Genomic DNA, 18,230 nt, shown 5'->3' with positions numbered 1-18,230 from the left:
TTTATTTTGCTAATAATTATACCTCATAAGGGTATATAGAGGTGAGAGACATGAATGAACAAAAAGAGGCCAATCTTCAAATATCAGGAATGACATGTGCCGCATGTGCAAATAGAATTGAAAAAGGCCTAAAAAAAGTAGAAGGTGTTCATGATGCAAATGTAAATTTTGCACTTGAAAAAACAAAAATAATGTATGATCCCCAAAAAACAAATCCGCAACAATTTAAGGAAAAAGTTGAATCGTTAGGATATGGAATTGTAAGTGATAAAGCTGAGTTTACTGTTTCAGGAATGACATGCGCAGCATGTGCGAATAGAGTAGAAAAGCGTTTAAATAAGCTAGAAGGTGTGAACGAAGCGACAGTAAATTTCGCTTTGGAATCGGCTACAGTAAATTTTAATCCTGATGAAATTAATGTAAATGAAATGAAGAGTGCAATTACGAAGTTAGGATATAAATTGGAATTGAAATCAGATGAGCAAGATGGATCAACTGATCATCGCTTACAAGAAATTGAGCGACAAAAGAAGAAGTTTATCGTTTCGTTTATTTTATCATTCCCGTTACTGTGGGCAATGGTAAGTCACTTCTCATTTACATCGTTTATTTATTTACCAGATATGCTTATGAACCCTTGGGTGCAGTTGACTCTTGCAACGCCAGTTCAATTTATCATTGGTGGACAGTTTTATGTTGGGGCTTATAAAGCATTACGTAATAAAAGTGCTAACATGGATGTTCTTGTGGCACTTGGAACGTCGGCTGCCTATTTCTATAGTGTATATTTAAGCATTCAATCTATCGGTTCTTCGGAGCATATGACAGATTTATATTTTGAAACGAGCGCGGTACTTATTACACTAATTATTTTAGGTAAATTATTTGAAGCGAAAGCAAAGGGACGTTCATCAGAGGCAATTAAAAAGTTGATGGGTTTACAAGCAAAGACAGCTACAGTTGTGCGAGATGGAACAGAAATGAAAATTTTAATCGAAGAAGTAGTAGCTGGTGATATCGTTTATGTAAAGCCTGGTGAAAAAATTCCAGTAGATGGTGAGATTGTAGAAGGAAAGTCAGCAATAGACGAATCGATGTTAACAGGTGAAAGTATTCCAGTTGATAAAACAATTGGGGATGTAGTAATCGGTTCTACAATGAATAAAAATGGATTTTTAAAAGTGAAAGCAACTAAGGTAGGAAGAGATACTGCATTAGCTCAAATTATTAAAGTAGTAGAAGAGGCACAAGGTTCAAAAGCTCCTATTCAAAGGGTAGCTGATCAAATTTCTGGTATTTTTGTACCAGTTGTAGTTGGAATCGCGATTATTACATTTGCAGTGTGGATGATCTTTGTTACACCAGGTGATTTTGGCGGAGCACTTGAGAAAATGATAGCAGTACTTGTTATCGCTTGTCCATGTGCATTAGGTCTTGCAACGCCTACATCTATTATGGCTGGATCAGGAAGATCAGCTGAGTATGGTATTTTATTTAAGGGCGGAGAGCATTTAGAAGCAACGCATCGATTAGATACAGTTATTCTAGATAAAACAGGTACTGTGACAAACGGGAAGCCTGTGTTAACAGATGTAATTGTAGCAGATGGATTCCATGAAGAAGAAATACTACGTTTAGTAGGTGCGGCAGAAAAGAATTCTGAACACCCACTTGCAGAAGCGATTGTAGATGGAATTAAAGAAAAGAAAATTGATATTCCAAGTTCAGAAACATTTGAAGCGATTCCTGGATTTGGTATTGAATCAGTTGTAGAAGGGGAACAATTATTAATTGGTACACGCCGATTAATGAAGAAATTCAATATTGATATTGAAGAAGTTTCTAAATCAATGGAAGAGTTAGAACGAGAAGGAAAAACAGCAATGCTTATTGCGATCAATAAAGAATATGCTGGTATAGTTGCCGTTGCAGATACTGTAAAAGATACGTCAAAAGCAGCTATCGCAAGACTTAAGAAAATGGGTCTAGACGTTGTTATGATTACAGGAGATAATACACAAACTGCTCAGGCAATCGCTAAGCAAGTAGGTATTGATCACGTAATCGCAGAAGTATTACCAGAAGGAAAAGCAGAAGAAGTGAAACAACTGCAAGCGCAAGGTAAAAAAGTAGCAATGGTTGGAGATGGAATAAATGATGCTCCAGCACTTGCAACGGCGGATATCGGTATGGCGATTGGAACAGGAACGGATGTAGCGATGGAAGCGGCAGATATTACGTTAATCCGTGGTGATTTAAATAGTATTGCTGATGCAATCTTTATGAGTAAGATGACGATAAGAAATATTAAGCAAAACTTATTCTGGGCACTAGCTTATAATGGCTTAGGAATCCCGATTGCAGCGCTTGGTTTCTTAGCGCCTTGGGTTGCAGGAGCAGCGATGGCATTTAGTTCTGTATCGGTCGTATTAAATGCATTACGATTGCAAAGAGTGAAATTAAAATAATAAAACTTTAAATCTATAGAGTAATTGCATAGGCTTTTAAACAAAAAACAATACTTTGAAATAAGTATTGTTTTTTGTTTATATAGAAAGAAAAAAGATATAATAAAGCAGAAATATTGAATACTAGATGGTAGAAAAGTTAAATGATAGTGTAGTAAGGTGGTTCATATATGTTAAAAGATACGATCATTAGAACATTCCATAAAGAGGATTTAGAACAAGTATTACAGTTGTTCTATGAAACAGTTCATACAATTAATGCAAAAGATTATAACGTATTACAGCTACAGGCATGGGCACCAGAGCGACTAGATAGAGAAAGCTGGTTACAGTCTTTAGAGAAGAACATTAGTTATGTAGCGGATCATAACGGTGTGATAGTGGGATTTGGAGATTATAATGAGGATCATTACGTAGATCGCTTATTTACACATAAAGATTATCAAGGAAAAAGGATAGCTTCCTACATATTACAGAAGTTAGAAAGAGAAGCAGCGAACCTAGGGTATAGGGAGATCTATACAGAAGCGAGTATTACAGCAAAACCTTTCTTTGAAAGCAAAGGCTTTATGTGCATAAAGGAACAAAAGAAACAGCATAATGGTCAGATTTTTATTAATTATGTAATGAAAAAAATAGCCCTCTCGTAAACGAGAAGGCTATTTTTCATTATTTTACAGCTTCTTTTAGTTCTTTACCAGCTTTGAAAGCAGGTACTTTAGAAGCTGCGATTTGCATTTCTTCACCAGTTTGTGGGTTACGGCCTGTACGAGCAGCTCTTTCGCGAACTTCGAATGTACCGAATCCGATAAGTTGTACTTTTTCACCAGCAGCTAAAGTGTTAGTGATTGATTCTACTACAGTTTGTACAACTACAGTAGCTTCTTTTTGAGAAATCTCAGCATTTTGTGCTACGTTTTTAATTAATTCTGTTTTGTTCATGTTTTTCACCTCATATGTAAATAATGCTATTTAAGTTGTTATTATAACGTATAAAACATTCGAGAACAAGTGTACGCACATATATTCGTAAAAAAAATGGAATTTGTAATATTTTTTAGATACGTCTATATAGACGGTTCATTTAAGCGGATACAGATTTTTTCTTTAATTCGGTTTGCTCTTTATTGGAAGGTAGTTTCTTATTATAAGATATGAAATAAGGTAATGCCACAAATAACATACCTCCCACTAAGTTTCCGAAGAAAACAAAAATGAAGTTTGGAAAATATTCAATCCATGTTAAATGACCAGCAAAAATTGCAGCTGGGATGACAAACATATTGGCTACAACGTGTTGAAATCCAATTGCAACAAAAGTCATAACTGGGAACCAAATGCCGATAATCTTTCCGATAAATTCTTTACTTCCCATACTAAGCCAAACAGCTAAACAAACGAGCCAATTACATCCGATGGCAGAAATGAAGGCTTGTAGTGGTGTATCTTGTAGTTTAGCTTGCGCAATAGAAACTGTTTTTGCTAAAAAAGCTCCCTCTGTTAATCCGACGACATGACCGAAAAAATAAGCAACGAATACAGCACCTATGAAGTTGCTAAACGTAACAATAACTAAATTTCGAATGAAGTGAAATAAGTCGATTTTTTTATGAAGCCACGCCATTGAAACGGTCATCATATTGCCAGTTACTAACTCACCGCCTGCAAGAATAACGAGTATAAGACCGATAGGGAATACAGCGGCACCTAGAAAACTAGTAAATGATCCCCAAGCTTTTGGCATTGTTCCAATAACATGAATATCGAGTAAATACCCTAATGCTATGAAAGCACCGCCAAAAAAACCGAGAATTAGCATAGGGAGTAATGATAAATGAGCTTTTTTTCTTCCGGAATTAGCAGCAAGTTCCGTGATTTCTTCTGGTGTAAATACAGACATGAATAATCTCTCCTTAATAAAATGATAAAAGAATAAATGGAACATTTTTAAGAATCTATGTATTATAAAAATATGTTATGACTTCTGTATAAATTTGTCAAAGTGAGCAGGGCTGGAATTGAATATAACTAACATTGTTCGTGTTGTCACATGAATGTAACAATAAGGTTTTAAAGTACTTCTAGAGGTGAGAACATGAATACGTATCACGTAAAAGAAGAACAAAAAAAATCAATCGTCAAGATATCTATAATCAGTTTCGTAAGTGTAGTAATGATTTCTATAAGTTTGTATTTCTATGCGACAGAAATAGAACGAAAACTAGTAACAGTTACGTGGAATGAAATAGAAGCTTCTACAATTCCTAAAGAGTTTCATAATAAAAAAATATTACAGTTCTCAGATGTACATTTAGGACCAGAATTCACACTGAAACAATTAGAAAATTTGGTGGAGAAGATGAATGCATTAAATCCAGATGTAGTAGTTTTCACAGGGGATTTAATAGATAAGTTTGGATCGTACAAAGCCGAAAGAGAAGAAGCGAAAGGGATTTTACAAAAAATACATGCGCCCTTAGGGAAATATGCAGTGTTTGGGAATCATGATAGGGGCGGCGGAGGTAGTTTATTTTATAAAAAATATATGGAGGAAGCTGGTTTCGCTGTGTTAGTCAATGAAGTGCAGAAAATTAAAGCGGAAAACGGCAAATATATTACAATATCAGGTTTGGATGATTTTTTATTAGGTAAGCCGCAAATAGACTCGACTTTAAAACATGTAAGGCAACAAGATTTCAATATGTTATTAGTACATGAGCCGGATGTTGTAGACAAAATAGTACGTTACCCAGTTGATTTTCAAATGTCAGGCCATAGTCACGGAGGACAAGTTCAAATCCCTTTTATCGGTCCATTCATTACGACAAAACTAGCTGAGAGTCATGTTGAAGGTATGTATGAATTAGAAGGAAAGAATAAGCCATTACATTTATACGTAAATCGTGGGATTGGGACAACTCGAATGCCTGTTAGATTTTTGAGTGTACCTGAACTTTCAGTATTTGTATTGAAGCAAAATAGTAACTAATGTATTCAATTCCACATCATCATTCTTAATTTGATTTTGATGAACGAGCGATGTTAATTGATGGTAAATAAAAAACAACAATAGGTCACATAAAACCTATTGTTGTTTTTTATTATTTTTGCAAGGAAATCGCATCAAAATATGTTCTATAGTTATTAGAGAATTCAAAGTTGTGTTTTGCATCCCAATTAATAGACCAAGACATTAGGCCGCGGAATGCAGGATAGCCACTCTCATTTGAAAGTTTATACTTTCCTCCGAAAGGAATTCCCTTAATGATATAATCTAAAGCTTTTTTCATTTCAGTTGGAGAAATATACCCACCACTTGGAGCGGCCGCTGGTGCTGCAGGAAGTCCAATCATGACTTGATCCGAACGAAGAGCTGGGAACATGTTATTTGCATTACCACCTACAGGAAAACCATGTAAGAGCATATCTGCCATAGCGACCTCGTAGTCTGCAGTACCTTGATTGTAGTTATTACCGTCCATTCCAATGCCACTGCCAGCGTTGTAGTGTTGAACGTGAATGTATGTTAGTTTATCTTTCACTCCGTAAATAATCGGTAAATATGCGCCCCAGATGCTTCCGTATGCGCTATAACCGCCTTGAACATAAGCTGTTTCAGGAGCCATGCTTAATAGAAAGTCGGGACCGTAATGATCTGAGATTGTTCGAATAGCCGAAATAAGATTTACGATTTGAGGAGTAGTTGGGTTTTTGAAATTAGTGTCATTACCGTTTAAGTAAATACCTGATTCAAGGTCAATATCTATTCCATCAAAACCGTATTTATCGATTAGAGATTGTATGGAATTAATGAAACGTTGCTTAGCAGCATTGTCAGGAAGTAAAACGACCCCATTTTGTCCACCTATTGAAAGAACTACTTTCTTTCCTTTACTTTTTAAATAAGAAATATCTGATTTGAATTCTGCATCTGTACCATACACAGGAGAAAATTCAACAGTAGAACGATCACCACCAGTTTCCCCAAAAGATACATTGATTACATCCCATTTTGGTGAAACGTCTCTTAATTTAATAATGCCAGTACCGTTATCAAAGTTATGCCAGTATCCAACGAGTAGTTTTGATCCTAAATTGTTTGCTGCTTGTGCTTGAAAGGGGGATAGTGGTAACAGTAAAAAAATTACTAACGTACAACAAATGAATTTGAACTTGTTTAACATATCAACACTCCTATACAAAAAGTTGTCTAGATGTATAATCTTGTTTATTTAATAATATCTGAAAATTCATTCTTTTGTAAGGTAACTATAATTTTCTCAACAATTGTATATGGGAAATTGTTAAACTTAATGAAATAATTTTTATAGGAGCTTGCATTACAATTGTTAAATTCAGAATATTTTGATATATTTTAAAGTGTAGGCCAAGGTTTTTCACATAATACTCTTACATAAAGTTGAACCAATCGGGCATTTACGGGGAGTAGATTCCCACCTAACTTCTTTGCTTCCCCTGAATTTTGAGGTGGGGGTCTTACTGCCCGTTAATGCGGGGCAAATTTCAAAATTACGTTTGGAAGGGGATGTACAAGAGTTGGAAAAAAATCTTAAGAAAGACCTCAAAATACGCCATATTACAATGATTTCAATTGGTGGCGTAATAGGAGCTGGTTTGTTTGTTGGAAGTGGGGCGGTTGTACATTCAGCCGGACCAGGTTCTATCATTTCATATGCATTAGCAGGACTTCTAGTTATTTTCGTTATGAGAATGCTTGGAGAAATGGCAGCTATTAACCCGACAAGTGGGTCATTTGCAACATATGCAAGAGAAGCAATTGGTCCATGGGCCGGTTATACAATTGGGTGGCTATATTGGTTTTTCTGGGTAATTGTTATTGCAATAGAAGCCACAGCAGGTGCTGGTATTATTCAATACTGGATTCCAGAAATCCCACTTTGGTTATTAAGCCTAATATTAACGATTTTATTAACATTGACGAATGTTTTTTCGGTGAAATCATTTGGAGAGTTTGAATATTGGTTTTCTTTTATTAAAGTAATAAGTATCGTTTTGTTCCTTTGTCTTGGACTAGCTGTTATTTTAGGATTTGTACCAGGAACGGAAGCACCTGGCACTTCGAATTTAGTAGGACAAGGAGGATTTATGCCAAACGGTATAAGTTCGGTGCTACTTGGAATTACTGTCGTTATATTTTCATTTATGGGATCTGAGATTGTTGCAGTAGCTGCTGGAGAATCTGCTGAACCTGTAAAAGCAGTAAAAACAGCAACAAATAGTGTAATTTGGCGTATTCTCGTATTTTTCATTGGATCGATTGCTGTAGTTGTTACACTTCTTCCATGGAATTCAGCGAACATACTAAAAAGTCCGTTTGTAGCGGTACTGGAACATATAGGGGTACCAGCGGCAGCACAAATTATGAATTTTATCGTTTTAACAGCTGTACTTTCTTGTTTAAATTCTGGTTTATATACGAACTCAAGAATGCTTTTTTCGATGGCAGAAAGAGGAGATGCTCCAAAGGCGTTTTTGAAATTGAACAATAGTGGTGTTCCAGTTCGGGCAGTTTTATTCGGAACGTTCTTCGCTTATATTGGAGTTGTTTTTAGTTATATATCTCCAGATAAAGTCTTTTTATTTTTAGTGAATGCATCTGGCGGGATTGCGTTGCTCGTTTATCTCGTTATAGCTGTTTCGCATTTAAAGATCCGTAAAAAAATGGGGAAAGTAGAACAACAAAATTTGAAAGTGAAAATGTGGTTTTTCCCGTATGTAACGTATGTTACAATTGCCGCTATTATAGCAGTTTTAGTTGCGATGCTTGCAATTGAATCTTTACGTTCACAAGCACTTTTGACGATGCTTGTTACTGTTCTTATAATACTTTCTTATTTTATTTTTAATAGAAATAAAAATAGTACAGTATCGAATACTACAAGTAAGAATGAGGAATCTGTTCGATTCTAATTTCTTGTTTTCGAAGAGATTTACACCCAATCATTGCTATAAAAGAATCATATATAATCATAGAAATGAGTAATTACTATTGTCATAGTGAATATAAACTTTTTTCTTGACTTTTTATACGAAGGCGAGCAGAATGGTAAAAAAGGAAGGGGGGATGACGATGGAAGATTACGTATTAGAGCTGTATAACCTGCTATATACGACAGAATGGCAAGATATTGTTTCGTTTCTAGGAATCGTATTTTGTATGAAAATAGTAATTGTATATATGGAAGAGCAAGGTATGTTCTATTCCTTCTCATCCCCGTTCGATATGCAACGCGAGCCGTTGCTAAACTATGCCAATGTGAATTACGAACAATTTCCTTTTGTTATTTTCTTTATGATTCGATTTATTACAGCAATTGTAAAGAAAAAGGAAAGTGACGATGAAGAGTGCCACTCAACTTGTAATATAGCGAATGTTTTTTAAGCTAAATACAAGGAGGAGATTTATATGTGGTTTCGATTTCTTATGATTGGTTTCTTTTCATTAACAGCAATTTCTTTAATGGGATATCAAGTGTCTGAAATTTTTCAAGCATATAGCGATACATTTTTTAACAAAAACTAATCGCATTGCTATTTGAATAATAAAGCGATAAAATCCTTCTTAAGAAGTTTTATTAAGAAGGGTTTTTTTCTTTGTTTTGTCTTGCTGTGTCAAACTATTGTCACATTTACACTGTGAATAGTATGTTAAAATAGTGAGGTTACGTATACATATTTGAAGGAAGAGGGAGTGACCATTTTGGTGGATCAATCAACAAATCAGAAAAGCTATGCTCCTATTGTGATAACGCTTTCTGTAATTGTAAATGCGATTATTTTATTTTTGTTCTTTGGACCTGTTGGCTATGAAGGAGAAGTACATTTTGATGTAACGATTTTACCAATGTTAAACGCAATTTTTAATAGCTTTACGTTCGTATTCTTATTAGCAGCGCTATACTCTATTATTAAGAAGAATGTGAAAATGCACCGTGGTTTCATCCTGGCAGCATTTACGACGACGTTGCTATTTTGTGTTTCTTATTTATCGTATCATTACTTAGCGCCGGCAACACATTTTGGCGGAGAAGGGTTTATTAAATATGTGTATTTCATCATTTTAATTACACATATTATCCTGGCAGCAATTATTGTACCGCTTGCATTGTTTGCACTTGTATTTGGTTTTACAAATCAATTAACACGTCATCGTAAAATTGTACGTTGGACGATGCCGATTTGGTTATATGTAAGTTTATCTGGTGTTATTGTTTACTTAATGATCTCACCTTATTATCAATAAAAAATCTCAGCCTATAGGCTGGGATTTTTTTGTTAGGCAAATATTTTTGTGAAATGAAAAAAATATGGTATACAAAAGTATAGTTACTTTTCATATAGAAGGGATGGTAAAGGGATATGCAAAATTTTGTATTTCGTAATCCAACGAAACTTATTTTCGGTAAAGGGCAATTAGAACAGTTGAAAACTGAAATTCCACAGTTCGGTAAAAAAGTTCTTCTCGTATACGGGGGAGGTAGTATTAAAAGAAACGGTATTTATGATAATGTAATTTCTATTTTAAAAGATATAAATGCAGAAGTGTTTGAATTGACAGGCGTTGAACCGAATCCACGTGTATCAACTGTAAAGAAAGGAATTCAAATTTGTAAAGATAACGGTGTTGAATTTATTTTAGCAGTTGGTGGAGGAAGTGTAATTGACTGTACGAAGGCAATTGCTGCTGGTAGTAAGTACGATGGAGATGTGTGGGATATTGTAACGAAAAAAGCTTTTGCTAGTGAGGCATTACCATTTGGTACTGTACTTACGCTTGCAGCAACAGGATCTGAAATGAATGCTGGTTCTGTCATTACAAACTGGGAAACGAATGAAAAATATGGTTGGGGTAGTCCAGTTACTTTCCCGCAATTTTCAATTTTAGATCCCGTTCATACTGCGTCTGTACCGAGGGATCAAACAATTTACGGTATGGTAGATATTATGTCGCACGTATTAGAGCAATATTTCCACCACGGAACAAATACAGAATTACAAGATCGTTATTGTGAGTCTGTTTTAAAAACAGTAATTGAAACTGCCCCTAAGCTTTTAAGTGATTTAGAAAGTTATGAGCATAGAGAAACTATTTTATACTGCGGTACTATGGCGCTAAACGGTATTTTAGCGATGGGAGTAAAAGGAGACTGGGCAACACACAATATTGAGCACGCAGTTTCTGCGGTTCATGATATACCACACGGAGGTGGCCTTGCGATTTTATTCCCGAACTGGATGAAACATGTTGTAGATGAAAATGTAAGTCGTTTTAAACAATTCGCTATTCGTGTATTCGATGTAGAAACAGATGGAAAGACTGATCGAGAAATTGCGTTAGAAGGAATTGAGGCGTTACGTCAATTTTGGACTTCAATTGAGGCACCAGTAACGTTATCTGATTATGCTATTGGAGAAAATGAAATTGATGTAATGGCGGATAAAGCGATGGCTTATGGCGAATTTGGTAACTTTAAAAAATTAAATAAAGACGATGTTTTAAGCATATATAAAGCTTCCCTATAAGTGAAGCGAGTAAAGGAACCCATTTGATATAACAATCCAATGGGTTTCTTTTTTGTTGTTTATAACTGTTTGTGACTGATTTTGATTATTTGTGAATGTTTATGGTTGATTTTTGTGGTCGTTTTCATTATACTGTAATCAAAGAAGAGGTGAATGAAATGTTAACTCCTGAACGTCATCAAATGATATTGCAACTTGTAAAAGAGCAGAAGGTTGTTAAATTACAACAATTAGTGGAAAGAACAGAAAGCTCTGAATCAACAATTCGTCGTGACTTAGCACAATTGGAAAAGCAAAGGTTATTAAAAAGAGTTCATGGTGGTGCGGCTGTTTTAACGGGAAAAGGACAGGAGCCAACGATGGTTGAAAAATCATCCAAAAACATTCAAATAAAACAACAAATTGCGAAGTATGCGGCTAACGTTGTGGAACAAGGTGATTGTATTTATTTAGATGCAGGAAGTACAACATTTGAAATGATTCCATTTTTAATAAATAAAGATGTTACCGTTGTTACGAATGGACTTATGCATATTGAAGCTTTAGTTGAAAATAATATTCGTGCATATTTACTAGGCGGAATGATGAAGAGTAGGACGAAAGCTTTAATCGGTGCAATGGCGCAGGAAAGTATGCAGAAGTATCGTTTTGATAAATGTTTTTTAGGAGCGAATGGTGTACATGAACAGCTTGGTTTTACAACACCAGATCCAGAAGAGGCACTTTTAAAGCAAATGGCATTAACATTAGCAAATGAAGGATATTTCTTAATAGATGAAAGTAAGTTTTCGGAAGTTGCGTTTGCGAAAATTGCCAATGTGGAAGAGGCAAATATTATTACAAACCATTTAGAAATTGATTTAGAAAAATATAAAAGACAAACCAATGTAATTGAGGCTGATAAACAATGATCTATACAGTAACTTTAAATCCATCTATTGATTATGTAGTACAAGTTAATTCCTTAGATTTAGGCGCAGTAAATCGAGCGGAGAAAGATATGAAGTTTCCTGGAGGAAAAGGAATTAATGTTTCTCGCGTTCTTCATCGTTTAGGTGTTGAAAATGTAGCGCTTGGATTTACTGGTGGATTTACCGGTCGATTTATTAAAGATGTATTACAGACAGAAGGTGTAATAACAAACTTCATCCAAGTAAGCGAAGATACTCGAATTAACGTGAAAATAAAAGGACGAGAAGAGACAGAATTAAATGGACAAGGTCCTAGTGTGACTAAGGAACAATTTGAACAATTAATGAAACAAATTGAAAGTATGGAGCAGGGAGATTGTGTTGTACTAGCTGGAAGTGTACCAGCGTCTATCCCAACTACTTTTTATGAATCAATCGCAGCGTTCGGAGCTGAAAAAGGCATTCGTGTAGTAGTAGATGCAAGTGGTAGTGCCTTGCAGCATGTAGTTAAAAATAAACCATTTTTAATAAAGCCTAATCATCATGAACTTGGTGAGTTATTCGGAGTAGAGATTTCCACAGTAGAAGATGTTTTACCATATGGAAGAAAATTAGTTGAACAAGGTGTAGAGCATGTTATCGTATCAATGGCTGGAGATGGGGCTTTATTATTTACGGCAGAAGGTATATATGAAGCAACTATTCCAAAAGGTGTTGTAATTAATTCGGTTGGGGCTGGAGATTCTCTCGTTGCGGGATTTGTAGGAAGATATGAACAGACAAAAGATATTGAAAAGGCATTTCAATATGGCGTTGCAACAGGGAGTGCAACAGCATTTTCAGCCGATTTATGTGAAAAGGAAAAAGTAGAAGAATTATTGTCGCAAGTAATTGTAACTAAGCGATAGGGGGAAGCAACATATGAAAATTACAGAACTATTAAAAAGGGATACAGTTATTATGAATTTGACAGCTTCAAATAAAGAAGCTGTCATAGATGAGTTAGTTGAGAAATTAAACGGGGCAAATCGTTTAAATAGCAAAGCTGAATTTAAAGAAGCTATTTTAAAGCGGGAGTCACAAAGTACAACCGGCATTGGTGAAGGGATTGCTATACCTCATGCGAAAACAAAAGCTGTTAAGCAACCAGCGATTTGTTTTGGTAGAAGTGTAAGCGGTATCAACTATGAATCGCTTGACGGACAACCTGCGCATTTATTCTTTATGATTGCTGCGAGTGAAGGGGCGAATAATACGCATTTAGAAACGTTATCACGCCTATCTACACTATTAATGGATGAAGGGTTTCGTAAGCAATTGTTAGAAACGAAGGATGAAGAAGAACTTCTTCGTTTATTTGATGAAAAAGAAAATGAAAAAGAAGAAGAGGTTGAAGTTGCAAAACCAGAAGGGAATGAACCGTACGTATTAGCTGTTACAGCTTGCCCGACTGGAATCGCTCACACATATATGGCTGCAGATAGCTTGAAAGCAAAAGCAGAAGAGCTAGGAATTGCAATTAAAGTTGAAACGAACGGATCAACAGGTATAAAAAACGGTTTAACGAAAGAGGATATTGAACGCGCAACGGCTATAATTGTTGCGGCAGATAAACAAGTAGAAATGAACCGTTTTGCTGGGAAACATGTTATTCAAGTGCCAGTCGCTGATGGGATTAGAAAAACGGAGACGCTTCTTAATCGGGCTGTAAAACAAGATGCACCAATCTTTAAAGGTGTAAAAGAGGATGGAAAGGTAGAAAATACGGAGAAAGAAAAAGGATTAGGAATTTATAAGCATTTAATGAACGGCGTAAGTAATATGCTTCCATTCGTTGTTGGTGGCGGGATTTTAATTGCGCTAGCGTTTTCGTTTGGTGGTATAAAAGCAGAAGGTCCTTTAGCTGAATTGTTCATGTCTATTGGAGGAGGGGGAACAGGGGCATTTCTATTCCTTGTACCAATTTTAGCAGGATTTATTGCTAGTTCTATTGCTGATCGTCCTGGTTTTATGCCTGGTGTTGTCGGAGGATTTTTAGCGGCACATGCGAATGCTGGATTTTTAGGTGGATTAATTGCTGGTTTCTTAGCCGGATATGTTGTTTTAGGATTGAAAAAATTATTTTCAGGGTTACCAGTACAGTTAGAAGGAATTAAGCCTGTTTTGTTATATCCAGTCTTTGGATTATTGATTACAGGAGTTGTTATGCAAAAAGTAGTAATTCCGCCTGTAGTAGCATTGAATGAAATGTTAACAGGATGGTTAAATGGTTTGAACGGTACAAATGCTATATTACTAGGTCTTATTTTAGGTGCGATGATGGCAATTGATATGGGTGGTCCAATTAATAAAGCAGCATTTACGTTTGGTATTGCTGCGATAGAAGCGAAGAACTTTGGGGTGCATTCAGCGGTTATGGCCGGTGGTATGGTGCCACCGCTTGCAATTGCGTTAGCAACTACCTTCTTTAAATCGAAGTTTACAGAAGCGGAACGTAAGTCTGGTTTAACAAATTATATTATGGGGGCATCGTTTATTACAGAAGGTGCGATTCCATTTGCAGCAGCAGATCCGGTTCGGGTAATTGTCAGTTGTGTTGTCGGTTCAAGTATTGCAGGTGCATTATCAATGTTATTCCAAATTACATTACCAGCACCGCATGGTGGATTGTTTGTTATCGCTTTAGTCAATAAACCAGTGTTATATATTTTCTCGATATTGATAGGGGCAGTTGTTTCTGCTCTTATGATGGGAATTTGGAAAAAGAAAGTTAAATAATACGTGTAAAGGGAGTAGCTTTTATTAGCTGCTCCTTTTTATTACAAAAAAGGAGGTTAATAATTGGAGAATGATGAATTTTGGTAAAAGATGTAATGAAATATGATTTTTTTGTAACAAAAAAGTAATACTGTAATTTTTTCTGGAAAAAAATCCTGGTGCTTGTATGTGGAAAATATATGAAAACTATTGAAGATTCTATTAGAAATGGGATTTATTAATATGGAAATTTATGTTACAACTCATTAATCGCATATTACGAATGGTTTGTAATTGTGTGATTTCGAAAAATACTAAAAATCTGTTGCTATAATAAAAATACGAAAACAAAGCAAATGGAGGCTATTCATGAAAAAATTATTAGGTATAGCAACGGCGGCAGTTTTTGGTCTTGGGATTTTTGCAGGTTCTGCGAAAGCAGAAACGATTGTAACAACAGACGTATTAAATGTTAGAGAAAACCCAACTGTAGAGTCTAAGCTTGTAGGTAAAATGTTAAGTGGAAATAAATTAGATGTTGTAAATACAGAAAACGGATGGACAAAAATTAAATTAAATGGTCAAGAAGCGTTTGTAAGTGCTGAATTTACAAAAAGTACATATTATGTGATGGCGGGTGTGTTAAATGTTCGCGCTGGAGCGAATACTGACTCAGAAATTCTTGGTAAACTGAATAAAAATGATGTAATTGAAACGACAAATCAAGTTCAAAATGAATGGTTGCAATTTGACTATAATGGAAAAACAGGATATGTTCATGTGCCATTTTTAACAGGAACGGCACCAGTGATTGAAAAGAAAGAAGTTGCAACGAAAGAAGAAGCGCCGGAAAGAGTAAATACGCCGGTTAAAAGTAATAAAGTAGTTAAGGGTAAAGAATCTGTTAAGAATGTAGAATCAAGTAAACCTGTGGCAAAACAGCAGTCAACTACGAAACAAGTTGCGAAATCTAATGAAACAAGTGCACCGGCTGGTGGACGTGAAATAACGGTAGAAGCGACAGCATATACAGCAGATCCGAGTGAGAATGGTTCGTATGGTGGTCGTGTATTAACTGCAATGGGGCATGATTTAACAGCGAATCCAAATATGAAAGTAATTGCTGTTGATCCTAAAGTAATTCCACTTGGATCAAAAGTATGGGTAGAAGGATATGGAGAAGCGATTGCTGGAGATACTGGTGGGGCAATTAAAGGAAATCGTATTGATGTTTTAGTTGGCTCAGATGGTAGTGCGAATAGCTGGGGGCGCAAATCTGTAAAAGTGAAAGTGATAGAGTAGTGTATATGTATTAATATAAAAGGCGGTTGCTTGAAAGTATGTAAGCAACCGCCTTTTATGGATTATTGAAAAGGGTAAATAGTTTTACCTGTAATAATTTTATATGCACTGCAAAATTGGTTTTGTATATACTCTGTATCTTTATTTTCTAGATGTAATGTTGTTTCTTGGAGAGCAGAATGAAAAGAACGTAGTAAACAATTTAAGGCAAAGTATAATTCTTCTTGTGAACAATTGTGTTCTTTTGTAGCAGTAGCTAAAATGAGGTCTTTTGTCAAAGATGAAAAATTGATAGTGGATTGTTTCATAGTTAACTCATCCTCTCGAAGGTATTTTTAATCATGTATATGCGGAATTGGACAAACTATGTTCTTTTTTATTTATAATTTCATGTACCGTAATGAAAGAACTTGCAATCATGCCGTTAAAATTGGTAAGATTGGATATAATCAATAGATGGAGTACATTACATAAAGAGAGTTGAATGATATGGGAGAAGTGCAACGTGAAAAAGTTGCTGTCATCATTGGACCAACTGCTGTTGGGAAGACGAAGTTAAGTATTGATCTTGCCAAAGCGTTAAATGGTGAAATTATAAGTGGAGATTCCATGCAGATTTATCGTACGATGGATATTGGAACCGCAAAGGTGACGAAAGAAGAGATGGACGGAATTCCACATTATATGGTTGATATAAAAAATCCGGAAGAATCATTTTCGGTTGCCGAATTTCAAGAACGTGTTCGTAAGCATATTCGCGAGATTACAGAGCGTGGTAAATTGCCGATTATCGTTGGTGGAACTGGTCTGTATATACAATCTGTTTTATTCGATTATCAGTTTACGGATGATGCTGGTGATGTTATATACCGAGAACAAATGGAAAAGTTAGCATTAGAACGTGGTATGGAATATGTACATAAGAAATTACAGGAAGTAGACCCAGAAAGCGCTGAGCGTATTCATGCAAATAATGTACGCCGTGTCATTAGGGCGTTAGAAATTTTCCACACGACGGGTGAAAAAATGAGTGATCAACTTGAAAAACAAGAAAACGAGTTATTATACGATGTTTCCTTAATTGGCTTGACAATGGATCGTGAAATGCTATACGATCGCATTAACTTACGAGTTGATATAATGATGGACCAAGGTTTATTAGAAGAAGTAGAAGGGTTGTATAATCGAGGGATACGAGATTGTCAATCTATTCAAGCGATTGGGTATAAAGAGATATATGATTATTTTGAGGATCGTGTCTCTTTAGAAGAAGCGGTATCACAATTAAAGACGAATTCACGTCGTTATGCAAAACGTCAATTAACGTGGTTCCGTAATAAGATGGATGTCACATGGTTTGATGTTACAGACGGTGAAAAAACGTCAGAAATTTTACGATACATAGAAGGAAAGCTACAACTAAAGTCGAATAATAGTAAGTAGAGAAAAAGAGGAGGATTCGACATGAAGCAATCAATCAATATTCAAGATCAGTTTTTAAATCAACTCCGTAAAGAGAATACGTTTGTTACGCTGTACTTATTAAATGGTTTCCAGCTTCGTGGGTTAATTAAAGGATTTGATAATTTTACAGTCCTACTGGAAACAGAAGGTAAGCAACAGCTTATTTATAAACATGCAATTTCTACATTTGTACCACAAAAAAATGTTTCAATTGAATTAGAGTAGTAATAAATTATTGTACATAACAAAAAAAGAGCGAGTTTCTCGCTCTTTTTTTATTTGCCATAAACAATAAATAGTGAAATTTAAGCGATTCTAAATACAGTTAGACGAATGTTAGTGTTTCCTGTTGCAGGGATCGTAATCTCGTTAAGAGTAGATTGGACAGAAATGTTTGCTCCTGCAGCTAATGTTTCGATTGTAGTAAATGAAAGTGAGTCGCCTATTAAATTTGAAGAGAAGTTGTCAGTTGCAACTGCTCCATTTATTGAAATTCCTACTCCGAGTGGCGCACATCCTGGTGCAGTTGTAGAGATGGATACGCTAATTACATAAATACCACCGTTGATAACTGTAACTGTGTCTGTGCCATTAAAGATAATATTATTTACGTTAATTGCAGTACTGAAGATAAAGTTATTAAATTGTAGTACTGTTTGTTGAATGTTGTTTGTTACAACAATTGTTGCTATAGGGAAGCTAGGTCCAGTAGGCCCAGTAGGTCCTGTAACTCCTATACCAGTAGCGCCCGTTGGCCCTTGAA

Annotated in this window: 18 protein-coding genes; 13 read left to right on the top strand and 5 right to left on the bottom strand. The window is 35.5% G+C overall.

Annotated elements, in window-relative coordinates:
- Positions 1–50: 50 nt before the first annotated feature.
- A complete protein-coding gene (locus MR083_RS05880) occupies positions 51–2,468 on the top strand; it encodes a heavy metal translocating P-type ATPase (RefSeq protein WP_001005297.1) in 2,418 nt (805 codons plus the stop codon).
- Positions 2,469–2,638: 170 nt separating this feature from the next.
- Positions 2,639–3,118 carry a GNAT family N-acetyltransferase gene (locus MR083_RS05875; RefSeq protein ID WP_000910419.1) on the top strand — a complete coding sequence of 160 codons (480 nt, stop codon included), beginning with the start codon at positions 2,639–2,641 and terminating at the stop codon, positions 3,116–3,118.
- Positions 3,119–3,137: 19 nt separating this feature from the next.
- On the opposite strand, the gene MR083_RS05870 is transcribed toward MR083_RS05875, so the two are convergent.
- Both MR083_RS05870 and MR083_RS05865 read right to left on the bottom strand, forming a co-directional pair.
- Positions 3,138–3,410 (bottom strand): HU family DNA-binding protein, encoded by a 273-nt coding sequence (locus tag MR083_RS05870; RefSeq protein ID WP_001043904.1) that lies wholly within the window; start codon positions 3,408–3,410, stop codon positions 3,138–3,140.
- 142 nt (positions 3,411–3,552) lie between these two features.
- The gene (locus MR083_RS05865) at positions 3,553–4,368 is read right to left on the bottom strand and encodes a formate/nitrite transporter family protein (RefSeq protein WP_000110523.1); all 816 of its coding nucleotides are present in this window, start codon (positions 4,366–4,368) and stop codon (positions 3,553–3,555) included.
- Between the two features lie 195 nt (positions 4,369–4,563).
- Here MR083_RS05865 and MR083_RS05860 point away from each other — a divergent pair, with 195 nt between their 5' ends.
- Positions 4,564–5,457: a metallophosphoesterase gene (locus MR083_RS05860; RefSeq protein ID WP_001099523.1), complete on the top strand. Its 894-nt coding sequence runs from the start codon at positions 4,564–4,566 to the stop codon at positions 5,455–5,457.
- Positions 5,458–5,569: 112 nt separating this feature from the next.
- On the opposite strand, the gene MR083_RS05855 is transcribed toward MR083_RS05860, so the two are convergent.
- Entirely contained in the window at positions 5,570–6,652 is a 1,083-nt protein-coding gene (locus MR083_RS05855) for a chitinase (RefSeq protein WP_000932465.1), read from the bottom strand.
- A gap of 373 nt (positions 6,653–7,025) precedes the next feature.
- Here MR083_RS05855 and gabP point away from each other — a divergent pair, with 373 nt between their 5' ends.
- The 8 genes from gabP (at position 7,026) to entD (ending at position 16,003) form a co-directional block, all read left to right on the top strand.
- Positions 7,026–8,420, top strand: coding sequence for a GABA permease (gene gabP, locus MR083_RS05850; RefSeq protein ID WP_000414399.1), 1,395 nt, complete (start codon positions 7,026–7,028; stop codon positions 8,418–8,420).
- 133 nt (positions 8,421–8,553) lie between these two features.
- Complete coding sequence (locus MR083_RS05845; RefSeq protein ID WP_116733334.1) at positions 8,554–8,892, top strand: hypothetical protein; 339 nt, start codon at positions 8,554–8,556, stop codon at positions 8,890–8,892.
- Positions 8,893–9,210: 318 nt separating this feature from the next.
- Entirely contained in the window at positions 9,211–9,753 is a 543-nt protein-coding gene (locus MR083_RS05840) for a DUF420 domain-containing protein (RefSeq protein ID WP_000228316.1), read from the top strand.
- Between the two features lie 116 nt (positions 9,754–9,869).
- Positions 9,870–11,033 carry an iron-containing alcohol dehydrogenase gene (locus MR083_RS05835; RefSeq protein WP_001179079.1) on the top strand — a complete coding sequence of 388 codons (1,164 nt, stop codon included), beginning with the start codon at positions 9,870–9,872 and terminating at the stop codon, positions 11,031–11,033.
- Positions 11,034–11,191: 158 nt separating this feature from the next.
- Entirely contained in the window at positions 11,192–11,944 is a 753-nt protein-coding gene (locus MR083_RS05830; RefSeq protein WP_000957276.1) for a DeoR/GlpR family DNA-binding transcription regulator, read from the top strand.
- Positions 11,941–12,852, top strand: a complete 912-nt coding sequence (pfkB, locus tag MR083_RS05825; protein WP_000640847.1) for a 1-phosphofructokinase — start codon at positions 11,941–11,943, stop codon at positions 12,850–12,852. Before MR083_RS05830 ends, pfkB begins: the two co-directional genes overlap by 4 nt.
- A gap of 13 nt (positions 12,853–12,865) precedes the next feature.
- Positions 12,866–14,722: a PTS fructose transporter subunit IIABC gene (locus tag MR083_RS05820; protein ID WP_000704642.1), complete on the top strand. Its 1,857-nt coding sequence runs from the start codon at positions 12,866–12,868 to the stop codon at positions 14,720–14,722.
- A 348-nt stretch (positions 14,723–15,070) separates the two neighbouring features.
- Entirely contained in the window at positions 15,071–16,003 is a 933-nt protein-coding gene (entD, locus tag MR083_RS05815) for a cell wall-binding protein EntD (protein ID WP_242268722.1), read from the top strand.
- Between the two features lie 62 nt (positions 16,004–16,065).
- Here entD and MR083_RS05810 read toward each other — a convergent pair whose 3' ends face one another.
- Positions 16,066–16,311 carry a hypothetical protein gene (locus MR083_RS05810; protein WP_000814415.1) on the bottom strand — a complete coding sequence of 82 codons (246 nt, stop codon included), beginning with the start codon at positions 16,309–16,311 and terminating at the stop codon, positions 16,066–16,068.
- Positions 16,312–16,492: 181 nt separating this feature from the next.
- On the opposite strand from MR083_RS05810, the gene miaA reads away from it, so the two are divergent.
- A complete protein-coding gene (miaA, locus tag MR083_RS05805; protein WP_242268719.1) occupies positions 16,493–17,446 on the top strand; it encodes a tRNA (adenosine(37)-N6)-dimethylallyltransferase MiaA in 954 nt (317 codons plus the stop codon).
- Positions 17,447–17,467: 21 nt separating this feature from the next.
- Complete coding sequence (hfq, locus tag MR083_RS05800) at positions 17,468–17,692, top strand: RNA chaperone Hfq (protein WP_000813896.1); 225 nt, start codon at positions 17,468–17,470, stop codon at positions 17,690–17,692.
- 80 nt (positions 17,693–17,772) lie between these two features.
- Here the strand turns inward: hfq and MR083_RS05795 are convergent.
- Positions 17,773–18,230, bottom strand: a 458-nt coding sequence (locus MR083_RS05795) for a Gly-Xaa-Xaa repeat protein (RefSeq protein WP_242268717.1), incomplete at its 5' end; no start/stop codon positions are given.

This window comes from Bacillus cereus group sp. BfR-BA-01408 (assembly GCF_022663305.1).
GTDB classification, from domain to species: domain Bacteria; phylum Bacillota; class Bacilli; order Bacillales; family Bacillaceae_G; genus Bacillus_A; species Bacillus_A pacificus.
Note: the sequence above shows the minus strand (reverse complement) of the source record. Positions and strands in the feature narration are given on the sequence as shown.

Excerpts from the sequence above, each read along its gene's own strand:
- MR083_RS05830 (WP_000957276.1), top strand. The coding sequence starts at position 11,192 with ATGTTAACTCCTGAACGTCATCAAATGATATTGCAACTTGTAAAAGAG.
- hfq (WP_000813896.1), top strand. The coding sequence starts at position 17,468 with ATGAAGCAATCAATCAATATTCAAGATCAGTTTTTAAATCAACTCCGT.
- pfkB (WP_000640847.1), top strand. The coding sequence starts at position 11,941 with ATGATCTATACAGTAACTTTAAATCCATCTATTGATTATGTAGTACAA.
- entD (WP_242268722.1), top strand. The coding sequence starts at position 15,071 with ATGAAAAAATTATTAGGTATAGCAACGGCGGCAGTTTTTGGTCTTGGG.
- MR083_RS05865 (WP_000110523.1), bottom strand. The coding sequence starts at position 4,368 with ATGTCTGTATTTACACCAGAAGAAATCACGGAACTTGCTGCTAATTCC.
- MR083_RS05855 (WP_000932465.1), bottom strand. The coding sequence starts at position 6,652 with ATGTTAAACAAGTTCAAATTCATTTGTTGTACGTTAGTAATTTTTTTA.
- MR083_RS05870 (WP_001043904.1), bottom strand. The coding sequence starts at position 3,410 with ATGAACAAAACAGAATTAATTAAAAACGTAGCACAAAATGCTGAGATT.
- MR083_RS05860 (WP_001099523.1), top strand. The coding sequence starts at position 4,564 with ATGAATACGTATCACGTAAAAGAAGAACAAAAAAAATCAATCGTCAAG.
- miaA (WP_242268719.1), top strand. The coding sequence starts at position 16,493 with ATGGGAGAAGTGCAACGTGAAAAAGTTGCTGTCATCATTGGACCAACT.
- MR083_RS05880 (WP_001005297.1), top strand. The coding sequence starts at position 51 with ATGAATGAACAAAAAGAGGCCAATCTTCAAATATCAGGAATGACATGT.
- MR083_RS05835 (WP_001179079.1), top strand. The coding sequence starts at position 9,870 with ATGCAAAATTTTGTATTTCGTAATCCAACGAAACTTATTTTCGGTAAA.
- MR083_RS05875 (WP_000910419.1), top strand. The coding sequence starts at position 2,639 with ATGTTAAAAGATACGATCATTAGAACATTCCATAAAGAGGATTTAGAA.
- MR083_RS05820 (WP_000704642.1), top strand. The coding sequence starts at position 12,866 with ATGAAAATTACAGAACTATTAAAAAGGGATACAGTTATTATGAATTTG.
- MR083_RS05810 (WP_000814415.1), bottom strand. The coding sequence starts at position 16,311 with ATGAAACAATCCACTATCAATTTTTCATCTTTGACAAAAGACCTCATT.
- MR083_RS05845 (WP_116733334.1), top strand. The coding sequence starts at position 8,554 with ATGGTAAAAAAGGAAGGGGGGATGACGATGGAAGATTACGTATTAGAG.